The sequence below is a fragment of the uncultured Tateyamaria sp. genome (assembly GCF_947487805.1).
Taxonomy (GTDB): Bacteria; Pseudomonadota; Alphaproteobacteria; order Rhodobacterales; family Rhodobacteraceae; genus Tateyamaria.
Map to the genome: position 1 here is coordinate 499,202 of NZ_CANKXW010000001.1, position 17,753 is coordinate 516,954.

Annotated in this window: 24 protein-coding genes; 12 read left to right on the forward strand and 12 right to left on the reverse strand. The window is 61.2% G+C overall.

Annotated elements, in window-relative coordinates:
- Positions 1-267 precede the first annotated feature (267 nt).
- The 8 genes from rnhA to Q0949_RS02510 form a co-directional block, all read right to left on the reverse strand.
- Positions 268-723, reverse strand: coding sequence for a ribonuclease HI (rnhA, locus tag Q0949_RS02475; protein ID WP_299368090.1), 456 nt, complete (start codon positions 721-723; stop codon positions 268-270).
- The gene (locus Q0949_RS02480; RefSeq protein WP_299368093.1) at positions 716-1,306 is read right to left on the reverse strand and encodes a class I SAM-dependent methyltransferase; all 591 of its coding nucleotides are present in this window, start codon (positions 1,304-1,306) and stop codon (positions 716-718) included. Before Q0949_RS02480 ends, rnhA begins: the two co-directional genes overlap by 8 nt.
- A complete protein-coding gene (locus Q0949_RS02485) occupies positions 1,306-1,755 on the reverse strand; it encodes a DUF3429 domain-containing protein (protein ID WP_299368096.1) in 450 nt (149 codons plus the stop codon). Before Q0949_RS02485 ends, Q0949_RS02480 begins: the two co-directional genes overlap by 1 nt.
- On the reverse strand, positions 1,752-2,204 hold the full coding sequence (locus Q0949_RS02490) for a YdeI/OmpD-associated family protein (protein ID WP_299368099.1): 453 nt from the start codon (positions 2,202-2,204) through the stop codon (positions 1,752-1,754). Before Q0949_RS02490 ends, Q0949_RS02485 begins: the two co-directional genes overlap by 4 nt.
- Positions 2,201-2,815 (reverse strand): LysE family translocator, encoded by a 615-nt coding sequence (locus Q0949_RS02495; protein ID WP_299368102.1) that lies wholly within the window; start codon positions 2,813-2,815, stop codon positions 2,201-2,203. Before Q0949_RS02495 ends, Q0949_RS02490 begins: the two co-directional genes overlap by 4 nt.
- Positions 2,816-2,906: 91 nt before the next feature.
- On the reverse strand, positions 2,907-3,296 hold the full coding sequence (locus Q0949_RS02500) for a RidA family protein (RefSeq protein WP_299368106.1): 390 nt from the start codon (positions 3,294-3,296) through the stop codon (positions 2,907-2,909).
- A complete protein-coding gene (gene ispH, locus Q0949_RS02505) occupies positions 3,293-4,243 on the reverse strand; it encodes a 4-hydroxy-3-methylbut-2-enyl diphosphate reductase (RefSeq protein WP_299368109.1) in 951 nt (316 codons plus the stop codon). The genes Q0949_RS02500 and ispH overlap by 4 nt, the downstream gene beginning before the upstream one ends.
- A gap of 76 nt (positions 4,244-4,319) precedes the next feature.
- A complete protein-coding gene (locus Q0949_RS02510; protein WP_299368112.1) occupies positions 4,320-4,892 on the reverse strand; it encodes an NYN domain-containing protein in 573 nt (190 codons plus the stop codon).
- A gap of 159 nt (positions 4,893-5,051) precedes the next feature.
- Here Q0949_RS02510 and folK point away from each other — a divergent pair, with 159 nt between their 5' ends.
- The 11 genes from folK to recO all read left to right on the forward strand — a co-directional run bounded on the left by folK (position 5,052) and on the right by recO (position 13,691).
- Positions 5,052-5,603, forward strand: a complete 552-nt coding sequence (folK, locus tag Q0949_RS02515) for a 2-amino-4-hydroxy-6-hydroxymethyldihydropteridine diphosphokinase (RefSeq protein ID WP_299368115.1) — start codon at positions 5,052-5,054, stop codon at positions 5,601-5,603.
- Between the two features lie 71 nt (positions 5,604-5,674).
- On the forward strand, positions 5,675-6,028 hold the full coding sequence (gene rpoZ / locus Q0949_RS02520; RefSeq protein ID WP_299368118.1) for a DNA-directed RNA polymerase subunit omega: 354 nt from the start codon (positions 5,675-5,677) through the stop codon (positions 6,026-6,028).
- A 20-nt stretch (positions 6,029-6,048) separates the two neighbouring features.
- Positions 6,049-8,199: a bifunctional (p)ppGpp synthetase/guanosine-3',5'-bis(diphosphate) 3'-pyrophosphohydrolase gene (locus Q0949_RS02525; protein ID WP_299368121.1), complete on the forward strand. Its 2,151-nt coding sequence runs from the start codon at positions 6,049-6,051 to the stop codon at positions 8,197-8,199.
- A gap of 12 nt (positions 8,200-8,211) precedes the next feature.
- The gene (locus Q0949_RS02530) at positions 8,212-8,871 is read left to right on the forward strand and encodes a DUF2062 domain-containing protein (RefSeq protein ID WP_299368123.1); all 660 of its coding nucleotides are present in this window, start codon (positions 8,212-8,214) and stop codon (positions 8,869-8,871) included.
- A 99-nt stretch (positions 8,872-8,970) separates the two neighbouring features.
- Positions 8,971-9,723, forward strand: coding sequence for a pyridoxine 5'-phosphate synthase (locus tag Q0949_RS02535; RefSeq protein WP_299368126.1), 753 nt, complete (start codon positions 8,971-8,973; stop codon positions 9,721-9,723).
- Entirely contained in the window at positions 9,720-10,130 is a 411-nt protein-coding gene (gene acpS / locus Q0949_RS02540; protein ID WP_299368129.1) for a holo-ACP synthase, read from the forward strand. The genes Q0949_RS02535 and acpS overlap by 4 nt, the downstream gene beginning before the upstream one ends.
- A gap of 55 nt (positions 10,131-10,185) precedes the next feature.
- Complete coding sequence (lepB, locus tag Q0949_RS02545; RefSeq protein ID WP_299368132.1) at positions 10,186-11,010, forward strand: signal peptidase I; 825 nt, start codon at positions 10,186-10,188, stop codon at positions 11,008-11,010.
- Positions 11,007-11,693, forward strand: coding sequence for a ribonuclease III (gene rnc / locus Q0949_RS02550; protein WP_299368135.1), 687 nt, complete (start codon positions 11,007-11,009; stop codon positions 11,691-11,693). The genes lepB and rnc overlap by 4 nt, the downstream gene beginning before the upstream one ends.
- The gene (gene era / locus Q0949_RS02555; protein ID WP_299368138.1) at positions 11,690-12,598 is read left to right on the forward strand and encodes a GTPase Era; all 909 of its coding nucleotides are present in this window, start codon (positions 11,690-11,692) and stop codon (positions 12,596-12,598) included. The genes rnc and era overlap by 4 nt, the downstream gene beginning before the upstream one ends.
- Positions 12,599-12,634: 36 nt before the next feature.
- Positions 12,635-12,964, forward strand: coding sequence for a DUF1491 family protein (locus Q0949_RS02560; RefSeq protein WP_299368141.1), 330 nt, complete (start codon positions 12,635-12,637; stop codon positions 12,962-12,964).
- Between the two features lies 1 nt (position 12,965).
- Complete coding sequence (gene recO, locus Q0949_RS02565; RefSeq protein WP_299368144.1) at positions 12,966-13,691, forward strand: DNA repair protein RecO; 726 nt, start codon at positions 12,966-12,968, stop codon at positions 13,689-13,691.
- Here recO and Q0949_RS02570 read toward each other — a convergent pair.
- Positions 13,675-14,067: an META domain-containing protein gene (locus Q0949_RS02570; RefSeq protein ID WP_299368147.1), complete on the reverse strand. Its 393-nt coding sequence runs from the start codon at positions 14,065-14,067 to the stop codon at positions 13,675-13,677. The genes recO and Q0949_RS02570 overlap by 17 nt on opposite strands.
- Positions 14,064-14,588: a TetR/AcrR family transcriptional regulator gene (locus Q0949_RS02575; RefSeq protein WP_299368150.1), complete on the reverse strand. Its 525-nt coding sequence runs from the start codon at positions 14,586-14,588 to the stop codon at positions 14,064-14,066. The genes Q0949_RS02570 and Q0949_RS02575 overlap by 4 nt, the downstream gene beginning before the upstream one ends.
- A 160-nt stretch (positions 14,589-14,748) precedes the next feature.
- Here Q0949_RS02575 and Q0949_RS02580 point away from each other — a divergent pair, with 160 nt between their 5' ends.
- A complete protein-coding gene (locus tag Q0949_RS02580) occupies positions 14,749-15,339 on the forward strand; it encodes a hypothetical protein (protein WP_299368153.1) in 591 nt (196 codons plus the stop codon).
- On the opposite strand, the gene Q0949_RS02585 is transcribed toward Q0949_RS02580, so the two are convergent.
- A complete protein-coding gene (locus Q0949_RS02585; protein ID WP_299368156.1) occupies positions 15,336-15,932 on the reverse strand; it encodes a LysE family translocator in 597 nt (198 codons plus the stop codon). The genes Q0949_RS02580 and Q0949_RS02585 overlap by 4 nt on opposite strands.
- A 74-nt stretch (positions 15,933-16,006) precedes the next feature.
- Positions 16,007-17,695, reverse strand: a complete 1,689-nt coding sequence (locus tag Q0949_RS02590) for an acyl-CoA dehydrogenase family protein (protein ID WP_299368159.1) — start codon at positions 17,693-17,695, stop codon at positions 16,007-16,009.
- Between the last annotated feature and the right edge of the window lie 58 nt (positions 17,696-17,753).

Sequence of the window (17,753 nt, forward strand, 5' to 3'; positions counted from 1 at the left end):
TCGTCTCCTTTGCGTGGTGGCCCGGTGCGGTGGCGCCGATGCCGTTCGTCTTGGGAAAGAGATAGCAGAGATGGGCTGTAACAATAAGGGACCAAACGGTCACAAACTGTCATGGAAATGATAGCAGCATGTGAGACTTGTCCAGACGTGTCTTGAGAAAATCATTAACTTTCTGGTGGTTAGAGGTCTGTCGCTCTGTAATATTTGATGTGATCCAATCAGATCCAACCGCCTGTTTCAGTGTTGTTCGAGGCCTGTGACCCCGCGTCACTTGACCTTGAACGGCGCCATGCCTGCGCGCGCCAGTTCATCCGCACGTTCGTTTTCGGGGTGCCCGGCGTGTCCCTTGACCCATTTCCACGTCACATCATGGCGTGCCTGCGCTGTGTCCAGCCGCTGCCACAGGTCGGCATTGGCCACCGGTTTCTTGGCCGCATTTTTCCAGCCATTGCGTTTCCAGCCGTGGATCCAGCTGGTGATTCCGTTTTTCACATAGTTGCTGTCGGTCACGACCGTGATGCGCGTTGCGCGATCCAATGCCTCGAGCGCGGAGATGGCGGCCATCAACTCCATCTTGTTGTTGGTGGTTTGCGCCTCGCCGCCCTTGAGGGTGCGTTCCTTGATGACCACGCCGCCCTCGGTGGCTTGCAACAGTGCCCCCCACCCGCCGGGGCCGGGATTGCCGGAACAGGCACCGTCCGTATAGGCAAAGAGCTCAGGCACGGGCCTGTACCACGATGAAGGGTGCGATTTCGCCGGACAGGCCAGCCTCTTCGCCGGTGTGGCTGTAGATGATGTCGAACCCGCTGGCGGCGAAGAGTTCGGTCAAGTCCGTCTCGGACATATAGGAATAGAGCCGCCCGATACTGTCGCGGGATTCGCCGCTGCCCAGCTTGGTGCCGAAATGAAAGAGACCACCGGGTTTCAGCGCGCGCGCAATGGCTGCAAACTGGTTCGGCCAATCAGCGAGGGGCGTGTGCAGCATGGAAAAGTTGGCCCAGATCCCGTCGTAGACATCCGTTGCATCGAGATCCGCATAGGTCGCAAGGCGTGTGGTCACACCCGGCAGTTTCGCGGCCATCTCCACCATTTCCGGCACCGGATCCCAGGCGTGCGCCTCCATCCCGGCCGCGGCCATGGCACCTGCGGCAAAACCGGGCCCGCATCCGATATCCAGGGTCACGGCCCCGGCGGGCAAGGCGTTGATAAACCGCATCAAGGTCGGGTCGGCATCCGCGATCTTGACCAGATCGGCGTATTCCGCCGCCTTAACGGCATAGACGGACAGGGTTTCGGCATCAGTCATCAGATCACCACCACGCTCAGGCAGGCCACGACGATGGCCGTCAACAGGACCCGCAGCGGCATCCACCATGCTGGTGTCAGCCCCCAACGGGCAAAGGCAAAGTCGAGCATCAAGAGCCCGAGAAACCCGAATATGAGGTTTGTGGCCGCGCTGACCGGGCCGCCCCCCGTCATGAAGAACGCCCAAAGCGCGGGCAGGACGGACAGGGCATAGCCCGTGGCCGCTTGTGCGCCCGTTGTCTTGGTTGCAAACCCCCAGAGCACGCCGGACATGAAGCTGAGGATGACGGAGCCATAGAAGAGCTGCACATAGGGTCCGACAAAGCGCGGGCCAAAGGTGCTTGCGCCAAAGGCCGACAAAGGCCCGCTGAATAGGGTCAAAGCCCCCCAGACAAAGGGGATGAGACCGGCAAGGCCAAGGAGAAGCGGGGCGCGTGGAATGGACGTCATAGCTCGGCGATCAGTTTTGCGATGCGTTTTGTGCTGGTGTCGGCCCTTTTGGCGCTGTTGACAAGGTGCAAACGCCCGCGCTGTTGGCCGGGCGACAAGGCGGCCCACGCGTCGCTGCGGCCAGCGCTGCGCAGGGCGGCGGCGACGTCTTCGGGTGTTTCGACGATAGTGGGATCCACGGCGCGAATACGCGCGTCAAAGGGTGCGCCGACCTCCAGCCCGCTCTCGCGCAGAAAGGTTTTGCCCGTATAAACAAATGTTGCGTCGATGACCGGTGCTTTGGTCAGTGCGAGGTTGATGGGAAAGTCACCAAACTCGCCCTCGATCCGTTTCGTGCCCTTGGGCAGTTCCGACAGCGCCTCGTCTGGCAGGCGCAGGATGGTGTAGGTGTTCTTGCCCCATTCCATCGGCTCGATCACACCATCGAAATAGATCCATGGGTCCGTCATGCACGCTCCAGCGCGAGGCGGCCGGCCAATGCGGCAAAGATGGCGGCAAAGCTGCGCGAAAGCCACCGCATCACCGTTTCGGATCCCAGGATCCACTGACGCGCGGCCGCGGCAAAGGATCCGTAGAGCAGGAAAACACCAAAGGTCATGGCCATGAAGACAAGGCCCAAAGCCGACATTTCCAGCGTTGCGGTGGAGGCGTTGCCGCTGAGGAAGGGCGGCAGAAGGGCCAGGAAGAAGATGGACAGTTTGGGGTTCAGGATGTTGATCAGTGCCCCGCGGCGCGCGATGCGCCAACCGCTCTGGGATTGCGTTTCCGCGCGGATAGCCAACGCACCATCCGCCTTCAGGGCGCCCCACGCCAGATAGAGCAGGTAGGCCACGCCCGCGAATTTCACGATATTAAACAGGACAGCGGACGTATGCAGGATCGCCGCCAATCCCAGTGTGGCCGCCAGAAGGTGCGGCACAATCCCGAAGGTGCACCCAAGTGCTGCCCACCATGATGCGCGGCGGCCCTGCCCAAGGCCCACGGCAAGGGTGTAGATGACGCCTGTGCCCGGCGCGATGACGACGACGAAGGCTGTCAGCAGAAATTGAAGCGATAGCACGGTGTGCCCTTTCCCATGATGTCAGAGCACATTAGCGCGGCTCGGTTCAAATGAAAGGACAGCGCAATCCTCGTGCAGGATTTTGCCCGCCTCAAGGCGCGCGCGCGATCACCCGCACCTCGACCAAAGCGCCGGGACGACGCAATCCCGCGACCTCTAGCGCAGTCCAGGCTGGGTAGGGAGGCCGCACATATTCGGCGTGGACGGTCTGGAACGCGTCAAAGTGATTGGCGATGTCGATGTGATAGCTGGTCAGTTCGACCACATGTCCGAAATTGGCCCGCGCGCCCTCAAGCACGGCGGTGATCTTGTCAAATACGTTTCGGAATTGGGTGACCGGATCATCGGGCATGGTGCCGTCGGCCAGGCTGCCCGTCATGCCGGTGACAAAGATGTGGCCGTCAGACAGGATGGCAGGCGACAGTTTCAGGGGGATGTCCTGCGCACAGACCCCGGCAGGATAGACCGCCCTCTGGCTCATGCAGGTTCGCGCAACACGCGCGGCACTTTGAACTCGACGTTTTCGACGGCGGTCTCGACCATTTCCACGGTCACGTCATAGCGGTCGCGGAAGGCGTCGATCACCTCGTTGATCAGAACCTCAGGCGCGGAGGCTCCTGCGGTGATACCGACGGAAGAAATTCCCTCGAGGCTGCGCCAGTCGATATCCGTGCTGCGTTGGACAAGTTGGGAATAGGCACAGCCCGCGCGCGCGCCGACCTCGACCAGCCGTTTGGAGTTGGACGAATTGGGCGCACCGACCACAAGCATGGCATCGCATTTGGGGGCCATCGCCTTGACCGCCTCTTGTCGGTTGGTGGTGGCATAGCAGATGTCTTCCTTGTGCGGCCCGACGATGTTCGGGAAACGATCCTGCAAGGCGGCGACAATGTCGGCAGTGTCGTCGACGGACAGCGTTGTCTGCGTGACAAAGGCGAGGCGCGCGGGATCGCGCACCTCGACCCGTGCCACGTCGTCCACCGTTTCCACCAGCAGCACATCGCCATCAGGCAATTGCCCCATGGTGCCCACGGTTTCCGGGTGGCCCGCGTGGCCGATCATGATCATCTGCAACCCGTTGTCCGCGTGGCGCTGGGCCTCGATATGGACCTTGGACACAAGCGGGCAGGTCGCATCGACATAGATCATCTCGCGCGCTTGCGCGGCGGCGGGCACGGATTTGGGCACGCCATGGGCGGAAAAGATCACCGGGCGGTCATCCGGACATTCCGCCAATTCCTCAACGAATACCGCACCCTTGTCGCGCAGACCGTCCACCACGAATTTGTTGTGCACGATCTCGTGGCGCACATAGACAGGCGCGCCCCACTTTTCCAACGCCATCTCGACAATCTTGATGGCCCGGTCGACGCCTGCGCAAAATCCGCGTGGCGCAGCAAGGTACAGGGTCAGCGGTGGGTTTGACATGGTCGTACATCTCCGGGTCGTCGGTGTCCCAGAGGTACGGTGTTCGGCGGGCTTGGTCCAGCCCGCCGACACAAGTTCAGCTTTGCACCTGCACGCGTTCTTCGCGGCTTGGCATCGGTTCGCGCGGCGGGCGGCCGATCACGTCCTTCAGCTCATCAAGCTCGATGAAGTTGTCGGCCTGACGTCGCAGGTCGTCCGAGATCATCGGCGTCTGGCTGCGAATGGTCGACACCACCGAGACGCGCACGCCCTGACGTTGCAGGCTTTCCACAAGCGGCCGGAAGTCGCCGTCGCCGGAAAAGAGCACGATGTGGTCGACCCGCGGCGCGAGTTCCATCGCATCCACGGCCAGTTCGATATCCATGTTTCCTTTGACCTTACGACGGCCCATGGAATCTGTGTATTCCTTGGCCGGTTTGGTCACCATGGTGAACCCGTTGTAATTCAGCCAATCCACGAGTGGACGGATCGGCGAATACTCATCGTTTTCCAGCAGGGCGGTATAGTAAAACGCCCGCAGCAACTTCCCACGGCGCATGAATTCCTGACGCAGGAGTTTGTAGTCGATGTCGAACCCAAGCGCTTTGGCTGCGGCATAAAGGTTCGAACCATCAATGAACAGCGCAAGCCGTTCGTCCTTGTAAAACATAAAATGTCCTTCCGAAAATACGGGTACCGCCTGTGATTTCCGTGAGTGAGTGAGTAAAAAGACATACAGACGGTCCGGCAAAAATAGGTTGTTTTTTAAATGTCGCAAGACGCTAATCCGATGCAGAGGATAGGGAACGTGCCACAAAACCGGGCAAACATGCTGATTGCCCTAGGGTCAAACATGTCCTCTGACGTAGGGTCGCCGAAAGAAGTGCTTCTCAAAGCTGTGCGCGAAATTGCACAAGCCGGTGCCCTGATTCGAGCCAAAAGTGCGCTTTTTTCAACCCCGGCCTTCCCTGCCGGAAGCGGCCCGGACTTTGTAAATGCTGCGATTTCGATTGATGCATCGTGGGCACCGGCCGAGGCCATCGCCGTGTTGCATGGCATCGAGGCCAAGCTGGGGCGGCGCCGCGATGTACGGTGGGGGCAACGGATCATCGACCTTGACCTTCTGTCGCACGGCGCCTTGATCCGCCCGGATGTCGCGACGTTGCGTCATTGGATGTCACTCCCATTGGACGAGCAGCGCGAAAAAGCACCGGGGCAATTGATCCTGCCGCACCCCCGGATGCACGAACGGGCCTTCGTTCTGGTCCCCTTGGCCGAGGTTGCGCCCGATTGGGTCCATCCGATCACGCGCCGCACGGTTCTTCAGATGCGGGATGCCTTGCCGCAGGACGATCTGGATGCGATTACAGCCTTGCAATAGCGCTTGTCATTCCAGCCAAACGCGCCTAGATACACGCCCTCTATCTCTTATTGCTGATCTGGAGCATCCCCATGGCCCGCGTGACCGTTGAAGACTGCGTTGACAAGGTTCCGAACCGTTTCGAACTGGTGATGCTGGCAGCACACCGGGCCCGCGAGATTTCCTCGGGCGCGCCGATCACTGTAGACCGTGACAACGACAAGAACCCGGTCGTATCCCTGCGCGAGATCGCCGACGAGACGCAGAGCGCGGACGAGTTGCGCGAGCGCCTGATCGAATCGAACCAGAGCCAGATCGAAGTCGACGAGGCCGAAGAGGACGCGATGGCGCTTCTCATGGGGGCCGAGCAGGACAAGCCCGACGAAGACAGCATGTCCGAAGAGATGTTGTTGCGTCAGTTGATGGCAGCCCAAGGCCAGGGCTAACATTTTAAGGTGCGGACCGGATGATCTCTGCCGACGATCTGATCGCGCTGGTCCGCAACTATAACCCCAAACTGAACGAAGACCTGATCCGCCGCGCCTATGCGTTTGGCGGACAGATGCACGAGGGGCAGTTCCGCCATTCAGGCGAGCCGTATTTTACCCACCCCGTTGCCGTCGCTGCGATCCTGACGGAACAGCAGCTGGACGATGCGACCATTATCACCGCGCTGTTGCACGACACGATCGAAGACACCAAGGCCAGCTACGCCATGGTGGCCGAGCAGTTTGGCGACGAGGTCGCAAAGCTGGTTGATGGGGTCACCAAGCTGACCAACCTCCAGCTGTCGTCGGTTGAGACCAAGCAGGCCGAGAACTTTCGCAAGCTTTTTATGGCGATGTCGAAAGACATGCGCGTGATTCTGGTCAAGTTGAGCGACAGACTGCACAACATGCGCACGATCAAGTCGATGCGCCCGGACAAGCAGACGCAAAAGGCGCGCGAGACCATGGACATCTTTGCCCCCCTCGCCGGGCGGATGGGGATGCAGTGGATGCGCGAAGAGCTGGAGGATCTGGCGTTCAAGGTGCTGAACCCCGACGCGCGTTCGTCAATTATCCGCCGTTTCATCACGATGCAGCGCGAAACCGGCGACGTGATCCAGAAGATCACCGGCGACATGCGGCATGAACTGGATGCGGCCGGTGTCGAGGCCGAGGTGTTTGGCCGGGCCAAGAAACCCTATTCCATCTGGCGGAAGATGCAGGAAAAGGATCAGTCGTTCAGCCGGCTGTCCGACATTTACGGGTTCCGTATCATTACCGGGTCTGAAGAGGACTGCTATCGCACTCTGGGAGCCATCCACCAGCGTTGGCGTGCGGTGCCGGGGCGGTTCAAGGATTACATCAGCCAGCCCAAGACCAACGGCTATCGGTCGATCCACACCACGGTGTCGGGGCGCGACGGAAAGCGGGTCGAGGTGCAGATCCGCACCCGCCAGATGCACGATGTTGCCGAAACCGGCGTGGCCGCGCACTGGAGCTATCGGGACGGTGTTCGGTCGCAAAACCCGTTTGCCGTCGATCCTGCCAAATGGATTGCGCAGCTGACAGAACAGTTCGACGGCGAAGATGACCACGAGGATTTCCTCGAGGCGGTCAAGCTCGAGATGTATTCGGATCAGGTGTTCTGTTTTACGCCCAAGGGTGAGGTCGTGAAACTGCCCAAGGGTGCGACGCCCATCGACTTTGCCTATGCCATCCACACGCGCATCGGCAACGCGTGTGTCGGTGCCAAGGTGGACAACATGCGCGTGCCGTTGTGGACGCGGATCAAGAATGGTCAATCCGTCGACATCATCACTGCCGAAGGCCAGATGCCGCAGGCCACGTGGCTTGAAATTGCGACAACCGGCAAGGCCAAGACCGCGATCCGTCGGTCTCTGCGCGAGGCGGATCGCGAGCGGTTCATCACGTTGGGGCGCGAATTGGCGCGCTCTGCCTTTGCTCACGTGCGCCGCAAGGCCACCGACAAGGCGTTGGAGGCGGCGGCCAAGCAGTTGCGCATGGGCGGGGTTGATGATGTTCTGGCGCGGCTGGGGTCGGCAGAACTGACCGGGCGCGAAGTTGTACAGGCAATTTATCCTGATCTCACGCCAAAGCCCGGTAACGAAATCGACGCACGCCGCGCCGTCATCGGGCTCTTGCCGGGGCAGAGTTTCCAGCGCGCCACATGTTGCGAGCCTCTGCCGGGCGAACGCATCGTCGGGATCACGTTTCGCGGTGAGGGCGTTGTCGTGCACGCCATCGATTGCGACCGCCTCGTCGAATACGATGATCAGCCGGACCGCTGGGTGGATCTGCACTGGCACGAGGGCGCGCATCCGGCGGTTTATGGCGCCACCCTAGAGGTCACGATCGGCAATGATGCCGGTGTATTGGGGCGCATTTGCACCTTGATCGGCGAAACCCGCGCCAATATCTCCAATCTCGAATTCCTGGACCGCAAACCTGACTTTTACCGCTTGCTGATCTATGTGGAACTGCGGGACGCTCCGCATCTGCATTCGCTCATGGGCGCGCTTCAGGCTGAAAGTGACGTTGCGACCATCGACCGTCATCGCCGCGTCGTGCCACCTGTGGCACAGGCCGACGCAGTCGTTCAGGGCGGATGAGAAAGGCATAAAGTGGTTTTCAAACGCCGCGATCCGAAACCGATCTTGCGGGCCGTGCTGGAGTTTCTCTGGCCACGCGGCGGTTGGACGCGTGCCTTTCACTATGTCAAACACCGGGTGCGCCGCCTGCCGGATACGCCGGAGAAGATTGCGCGCGGTATCTGGGCGGGCGTCTTCACCACGTTCAGCCCGTTTTATGGCATGCATTTTTTCGTCGCGGCCTTTATCGCGACCGTCATGCGGGGCAATATACTTGCCTCTTTGATGGCCACGTTCTTTGGCAATCCGCTGACCTATGTGCCCATCGGCTTGATTTCGCTGCAAACCGGGCACTGGCTTTTGGGATCCGAAATGCAGGAGGGGACGAGGCGGTCCTTTGGGGGCAAGTTCGTGGATGCCGGTGAAGACCTGTGGCTCAACTTCAAACATGTTCTGATGGGAGAACCGCGCGACTGGACCGGGCTCAAGATCTTTTTCGACGAGATTTTCTTTCCCTATCTCATCGGCGGGATCATTCCGGGCATCATTGCGGCGACGATCTGTTATTACGTATCGGTGCCGGTGATCCGGGCCTATCAGGCGCGCCGCAAGGGGGCGATCAAGGCGAAGTTCGAGGCGATCAAGGCCAAGGCCGCAGCCAAGGCGACCGAGATCAAGAACAAGGCCGACTAGGCAGCCATCGCTTTGGTACAATTTTCGCGCTTTGTCCGCATTCCCACATGGGCCAAGCCGCACTAGATTGGGCTGCAACGAGGGAAAGGACCTGAACTCATGACTGCACCGCTCGGCCGCTTGCGCCTTGGCGTGAACATTGATCACGTCGCAACCGTGCGCAATGCACGCGGCGGCGACACGCCTGACCCGCTGCGCGCGGCCAAAATCGCGGAAACTGCCGGGGCGGATGGCATCACCGCGCATCTGCGCGAAGATCGGCGCCACATCTCGGACGCAGATATCGAAGGGTTGATGGATGTTCTGACCGTGCCGCTCAATTTCGAGATGGCGGCGACCGATGAAATGCAGAGCATCGCCCTGCGGCACAAGCCGCACGCAGTGTGCATCGTTCCTGAGAAACGCGAGGAACGTACAACCGAAGGTGGCCTTGAGGTCGCGCGCGAGGAAAACAGGCTGGCCCATTTCATCGCGCCGCTGCGCGAGGCCGGGTGCCGGGTGTCGATCTTTATCGCAGCTGACAAACGCCAGATCGAGGCCGCGCATCGCATCGGCGCGCAAGTGATCGAGTTGCATTCGGGGGCCTATTGCGACGCCCATCACGAAGGGCGGTTCGAGGAACGCGACCGCGAGTTGGAGGCCATGCGCGAGATGTCCGCCTTTGCCCATGATCTGGGGCTTGAGGTGCATGTGGGGCATGGTCTGACCTATGAAACGGTGCAACCCGTCGCTGCCTTTCCCGAGGTGATGGAGTTGAACATCGGCCATTTTCTGATCGGTGAGGCGATATTCCGCGGGCTGGACCCGGCGATTGCCGAAATGCGGCGCCTCATGGACGCAGCTCGCGCGTGATTCTGGGCATCGGCACGGACCTTGCCAATATCGACCGGATCCAGGGAACCCTTGACCGGTTTGGCGATCGTTTCCGCAACCGCGTTTTTACCGACGTCGAACAGGCCAAATCCGAACGCCGCAAGGACACGGCAGGCACCTATGCCAAGCGTTGGGCTGCCAAGGAGGCGTGTTCCAAGGCGCTTGGCACAGGGTTGCGCATGGGGATCAGCTGGAAGGACATGGCCGTCAGCAATCTGCGCACCGGGCAGCCGGTGATGGCCGTCACGGGCTGGGCCGCGGAGCGGTTGGCCGAGATGACGCCAGAGGGACACGAGGCGATCATCCATGTGACCCTCACCGATGATCACCCTTGGGCGCAGGCCTTTGTTGTGATCGAAGCGCGGCCGATTGCGCCCTCGGCTTGACACCTTTGGCCGGCACCCGCATGTACCCCCAAACAACCCCGAGCAGGAGCGCCCCATGGCCGCCAAGGAAAAATCGCAAAATGGCGTGATCGAGACGATCAAGACGGTTGTCTATGCCTTGCTGATTGCGGGTGTGTTCCGCACGCTCTTTTTCCAACCGTTCTGGATCCCGTCGGGGTCGATGAAGGAAACGCTGCTGATCGGGGATTTCCTGTTCGTGAACAAGATGGCCTATGGCTATTCCTATGCCTCGTGCCCGTCGATCCCGATTATCGGGCTGGATGCCAAGAAACTCTGCGGCTTTATCGACGGTGACAACACCCGCATCTTTGCCGGCGAGCCCGAGCGCGGCGATGTCGTGGTGTTTCGCCACCCGGTGTCCGGGTCCGATTTTATCAAGCGCCTGATCGGTCTGCCGGGGGACACAGTGCAGGTGCAGGACGGCGTGATCATCCTCAACGGCACACCTGTGCCGCAGGAGCCTGCCGGAACCTTTTCGGAAACCTTTGAAAGGCAGGGCCCGCAAGGGTTGATCCCGCGTTGTGAAAGCGGCGCGGTGGGGCAGGGTGCGGAATGCACCAAGTCGCGCTTTGTCGAAACCTTTCCCGAGGGCACGTCGCACACTGTACTGAACGTGGGCGTGCAGGGGTCGGACAATACATCCGTCTACCGCGTGCCTGACGGCCACTATTTCTTCATGGGGGACAACCGTGACAACTCGTCCGACAGCCGGTTAGCACAGGTCGCGGGCGGCGTGGGCTATGTCCCCTATGAAAATCTGATCGGGCGCGCGGATCGCATCATGTTCTCGTCTGCCGGTCGGTCCATGCTGTTCTTCTGGACATGGCGCGGCGATCGATTCTTCAAGGGTGTTGAGTGAAGCTGGGCGCGGATCTCAAAGCCTTTGAGGCAAGGATCGGCCACAGGTTCGCCACCCCCGATTTGTTGATCGAGGCGCTGACACACGCCTCTATGTCGTCGCCGACACGGTCAGACAACCAGCGCATGGAATTTCTGGGTGACCGGGTTTTGGGCCTCGTGATGGCCGAAGCGCTGCTAGATGCAGACCGGGCCGCCGCGGAGGGGATGCTGGCACCGCGGTTCAACGCGCTGGTGCGCAAGGAAACCTGCGCCGATGTCGCCCGCGAGGTCGGACTGGGCGATGTGCTGCGGCTCGGGCGGTCTGAGATGGTATCAGGCGGGCGTCGCAAGCAGGCGCTTTTGGGCGATGCGGTCGAAGCGGTGATCGCTGCCGTCTATCTGGATGCCGGGTTCTCTGCCGCGCGCGATCTGATCCTGCGCCTCTGGGGGGACCGCGTGACCCGCGTCGAAGAAGACGCGCGCGACGCCAAGACGGCGTTGCAGGAATGGGCGCAGGCCCGGAAACTGGCACCGCCGCGTTACGTGGAAACAAACCGCAGTGGTCCGGATCACGCGCCGGTCTTTACGATCTCGGTCGAGTTGGACAGCGGCGCCACGGCTGAGGCCACCGCCGGATCGAAACGCGACGCACAGCAGGCCGCCGCCAAGGCGCTTCTGGGCCAATTGGAGCAAGACACATGAGCACCCGCGCCGGTTTCGTCGCCTTGATCGGAGAGCCCAACGCGGGCAAATCCACGCTGCTGAACCGCATGGTCGGCGCCAAGGTCAGCATTGTCACGCACAAGGTCCAGACCACCCGCGCACGGATCCGTGGCGTCGCCATCGAGGGCGACAGCCAGATCGTATTTGTAGACACGCCAGGCCTGTTCCAACCGCGACGCAGGCTGGACCGCGCCATGGTGGCTGCCGCGTGGGGTGGTGCCGCGGATGCGGATGTCGTCGTCCTGATGGTCGAGGCGCACAGGGGCGTGACGCCCGGCGTGGAACGCATTCTCGAAGGGATGGCCCAGATCGGGCAGGGCCGGACCGTGTCGCTGGCGATCAACAAGATCGACCGGGTCGAAGCGCCGGTGCTTCTGGGCCTGACGCAGGACCTCAACGATCGCTTTGACTTTGCCGAGACGTTCATGATCTCTGCGGAAAAGGGGCACGGTGTCGACGCGCTACGCCGCTGGCTGGCCGAACAGGTGCCCGAGGGGCCGTGGCTGTATCCCGAAGATCAGATTGCTGATTTGCCCATGCGGATGATCGCGGCGGAAATGACGCGCGAGAAACTGACGCTGCGCCTGCATCAGGAACTGCCCTACCAGCTGACGGTCGAGACCGAGACATGGGAAGAACGCAAGGACGGCTCGGCCCGGATCGAGCAGATCATCTATGTCAGCCGCGACGGCCACAAGGGCATCGTGCTGGGGCACAAAGGCGAAACGATCAAGGCCGTCAGCCAGGCCAGCCGCGCCGAGCTGACCGAGTTCCTGGGTCGCAAGGTGCACCTGTTTCTTCAGGTCAAGGTTCGCGAAAAATGGCAGGAAGAGGCGGAGCGCTATTCGCAAATGGGGCTGGATTTCAAGGATGGGAATGCCTGAGGCCTGCGCGCATCGGCTTGTGTTCAGGGGTGCGCCATGCCCCGGTTGAGCGCGCGCTTTTGGGTGGATGCCTATCTTGCCCGGCTGCGCCTGCATGACATTCCTGCCTTTGTCGTGGCCCATGGTGATGACACTGCCGGCGCGGTTCTGGTCAAACTCAACACTCTGAACGGACGCGCGGTTCTCTATCAAAGGTCGTTCGACCTGATGTCTGATACCCGCATCTGGGCCGAACTGGCCGCAGGCGACGAGGCGGAGGTTGACGCGGCGATTGCGCGGCAGCGTGGCTTTGACCCCGACCTATGGGTGATCGAGGTGGAGGACCGGGAGGGGCGGCACCTGCTGGATCAGGACGGGCTGGCCTAGGATGGAGTGGCGCGACACAGGCATATTGCTCAACCTGCGTCGCCACGGCGAGACGAGCGCCATCATCGAGGTGTTCACGCCGGAACATGGACGCCATGCCGGGGTGGTGCGCGGCGGGACCAGCCGCAAGATCGCGCCGATCCTGCAACCGGGCGCACAGCTTGACCTGGCATGGCGCGCCCGGCTGGAGGATCATATCGGCAGTTTCGCGGTCGAACCGATCCGCAGCCGGGCGGCACTGGTAATGGGGGACCGGCGGGCGCTGGCGGGCTTGAATGCCGTCACTGCGCTTTTGGGGTTCTGCCTGCCAGAGCGCGAGGCCTACCCGCGCCTGTATCGCCAAACCGAACAGTTGCTGGATCTCCTGGGGCAGGACGATGTATGGCCGCTGGCCTATCTTAGGTGGGAAATGGCGGTGTTGGAGGATATGGGCTTTGCCCTTGATCTGTCCTGTTGTGCAGTCACAGGTGGGACGGACGATCTGGCCTATGTGTCGCCGAAATCCGGGCGGGCGGTGTCGCGCGCGGGTGCTGGGGACTGGGGGCCGCGATTGCTGCCGCTGCCGCCCGTGTTGCGCAACGAAGGCAACGCGCCTGATGCCGAAATTCTGCAAGCACTGGAGACGACGGGATACTTCCTGCACCACCACCTTGCGCCTGATCTTGGGACACGACCTTTGCCAGAGGCGCGGGCGCGGTTTGTCGATATTATCAGCCGGGGCTCGTGAACTTCATCTCGTCCCCGTCATCATTGCGCAGGAACAGGGTGTATGGGCGGACCTCGGACTGGGTCATGGAAGAAAGCGCCTCGAAGAATGCTGTTTCGGCAGCCAAATCCGGGCAGGCCATTTTGGTCGCCGCGATCGGCCCAACCTCGAACCATGGATAGGGCACGCGGTTTTCGGTGGTAAACCTGTTGCAGGGGGCCTGGCCGGACATCGGGCCGCCTTCTGCAAATTCGACGGTTGCGCGGGCCTCGAACGGTGCGCCGTTCAATTCCACGAGGGTCCAGAGAACATCACCCGCACCATAGCGCGCCACGGTTTCATCCGCTTGGCAGGCAGGGATCAACCCCATCAGCATCAACGCAGACAGGCGTATCACTTGAGCGCCATCACCAGATCGACAAGCGCGGCAAAGGCGACCAGCGCATCGCCGTCATCGGAGTGCATCTGCTTGAGCCCCACAAGCGAGCCATAGGCGGCGCGGGCAAAGTCCTGATTGGTCACACCGATGGCCGCCATCAGCTCGATCAACCGCGCGAGCCGAGCCTCGTCCACCGCAGCCAATGCCTTTGATACCTTGCTGTCCGCTTGGGCCCAGGCGCGCAACGCGGGGCCAGCCACATCGTTTTGCACGGACTGGCCAAAGCGGATCATCTTGTCTGTATCGGACCCATCCATCGCCGCGTCATCGTCCAATTTGGCGAGCGCGCGGGATTTCCACTCCTCCAGCAATGCGTCCTGGAAGGCGGGGACATCCTTGAAATGCCAGTAAAATGATCCCTTGGACGTTTTCAGATGGCGCGACAGGGGCTCTGCGCGCAATGCCAACGGACCTTGCGAGGTCAACTGCGACAGGCCTGCATCAATCCAGGCGGCGGGGGAGAGCGGTGTTTTTGCCATGCTCTGGCGATACGACTCAGTATGCCATGGTGCAAGGGAAAGCATGGCAGTGCGCCGGTTTGGGCGCTTTGCCGCACAAGAACGGCACGGGTCTGCCTAACTTGCGGGCGAGGAACGTATGGGGTGTTATGCGGCGCAACTGGAAACGAATGGACGGATCATGCCGCAAGAACGGGTATCTCTGAGCAGGCTTGAGGTTGGGTTTCTGTTCGGAGCGTTGGCGGTGTTGGGCGCGTTGAATGTCTGGCAACTCGAATCCGCTCTGGTTGCACCACCGATTGAGTCAGCGGTCGAGCCAGCGCCAGACGCTGACATGCCCGAAGCCATGCGTTTCGCTTACGACATCTGGCAGCGCAACGCTTCGGATATCTCGGTCTTTGCGCGTGGGGCCACTGCATACGGGTGGGTGATCGAGTATCCCGACGAAGCAACGGCGCGGCGGGACGCTTTGGCCTGGTGCGCGCATCACGGGTCCGATTGCCGCGTGGTCGAGGTACGTCTCGACATCATGCCCGATCCCGACACTGGCTTGCCGCTGACAAAGGCGATGAAAAACGGTTTTGTCCGATTTGAAATGACGCCGGGGCCTGTGTCATTCGCCATATCGTCAAATGGCGCGTTCGCCATCGGCCGCGGCGCAACCGATGAGGCCGCAGACAGGGCTGCGGTTGGCCGGTGTCTGGAACTGGCGGCGCAAGAGCGCCCGGAATATATGCCCCGCCACCCATGCACCGTTGTTGCGCGCCGCTAGGGTCGCATTTCGGACCAGACCGCCAGACCGACCACCAGCAGCATCGAGAATGCCATCGCAAAATTGATCAGGCGTTGTTTTTCGGGGGCGAGGTTCAATGCCTTGAGCCGTGCACCAAACCACACCCACAGGACGTGGATCGGTACCCAGATGGCGTTTACAACAAAGAGTTTCCAGACCGCTTCGGCCAGAAGCGCGTCTGGAAAGATGCTGAAGCCGGAAAACAGGGCGGTATTGACGGCATAGGCTTTGGGGTTGATCGGTTGCAGCAGAATGCCCGCCACTACCCCCGGCTCTTTCGTGGCAGGCTGAAAGGCCAGCTTGGACCCGGCGACGACGATCCGAAAGGCGAGGTAGAGCAGGTAGCCCGTCGACAGTACAAACAGAACTGTGCGGATAGTGGGGTTGGCGAGCACGAAGGCGGCGAGGCCGGTGATCACCGCAAGGATCACCAGATTATTGCCGATGAACAGGCCAAGCACATAGCGCAAGCCGGATTTCATGCCATAGGCCGCGCCGACGCCTGCTGCTGACAGAACACCGGGTCCGGGTGTGATGATCAGGAAAAAGACAGCGGCAACAAAGGAGATCATGCCACCAGCTTGGGGGTTTTTCGCGTGGCGTCAATGGCCCCGAACCGGCTGGCCGGCTCGGGGGCACCTGTGGGTCAGCCCAACAGTCGGCGCGCAATGACCTGGGCCTGGATTTCCGCGGCCCCTTCGAAGATGTTGAGGATGCGTGCGTCACACAGCACGCGGCTGATCTTGTATTCCAGCGCAAAGCCATTGCCGCCATGGATCTGCAACCCATTGTCCGCCGCTGCCCAAGCAACACGGGCGCCCAGCAATTTGGCCATGCCCGCCTCGACATCGCAACGGCGGCCTTCATCCTTCTCGAAGGCCGAGAAATAGGTGAGCTGGCGCGCCACCATGATCTCCACCGCCATCATCGCCAGCTTGTTGGCGACACGGGGGAAGTTGATCAGCGATTTGCCGAACTGTTTGCGGTCTTGCGCATATTGCATCGAGATGTCGAGCGCCGATTGCGCCACGCCGATCGCACGGGCTGCGGTCTGGATGCGCGCGGATTCGAAGGTTTCCATCAGCTGTTTGAAGCCTTTGCCTTCCTCGCCGCCCAACAGGTTCTCACCTTTGACGTGGAAGCTGTCGAAGGCCAGTTCGTATTCCTTCATGCCGCGATAACCGAGCACCTCGATCTCGCCACCGGTCATGCCGTCGGTGGGAAAGGGATTTGCATCATCACCGGGGGTCTTTTCAGCCAGAAACATCGACAGGCCCTTGTAGTCGGACGTCGCGGGATCTGTACGCGCCAGCAGCGTCATGACTTGTGTACGCGCGGCATGGGTGATCCACGTCTTGTTGCCGGTTATCTTGTAATCGCCGTTCTCATCCTTGACCGCACGGGTGCGCAGACTGCCTAGATCGGACCCTGTGTTCGGCTCTGTAAACACGGCTGTGGGCAGGGTTTCGGCGCTGGCCAGCTTTGGCAACCACTTTTGCTTTTGCTCTTCGGTGCCGCCCGCGATGATCAACTCCGCGGCGATCTCAGAGCGCGTGCCAAGCGATCCCACGCCGATATAGCCGCGCGACAATTCTTCGGACACAACGCACATGGACGCCTTCGACAGGCCAAAGCCGCCATATTCCTCGGGGATGGTCAGGCCGAACACGCCCATCTCGGCCAGTTCCTCGATCACCTCCATCGGGATCAACTCGTCGTTCAGATGCCAGTCATGGGCAAATGGTTCGACCTTTTCCATGGCATAGCGGCGGAACTGCTCGCGGATCATCTCCAGCTCTTCATCAAGACCGGAGGCGCCAACGGTGATTTCGGCGCTGCGTTCCTGCATCAGCTCGACAAGGCGCAGGCGTGCCGCTTGGGTGTTGCCGGATTGGGTGAGGGTCATCACCGCTGGTTCCATCATGCCGCGCATGTCGTCTTGCGACAGTCCCATATCCTGCAGTCGCAGGATCTCGCCCTGGTTCATCTGGATGCCGCCGTAAATCTGCCAGAGATACTCGCCGAATGTGATCTGGAGGATCAGCGCCTCGACCTCGCCCAGCTTGCCCTCGGCATTCAGTGCCGCGGCCCATTTGTGCATCTGCCGCAGGGATTCGGCATATGTGGCGAGCCAGGCAAGGCCATGAGCGGCGGTCTGATGCTCTTCGACCAACGCGCTGGACACGCGCCCATCCACGCTTAGCTGGGCCCTCAGGCGGTCCCGTGCCAAGTCGGTCAACGCCGCAACGGGTGCCACGGCGGCCTCCGTCAGGTGCAGCAGGTCGTCGAGCAATACCGGGGTCATCGCACCCAAATCCTGTCCATCATGTGCCATTGCGCTTCCCTCTTTATCCGTTCCGAGACTGCCTATCTATTTTGCAAGTGCAGCGCAA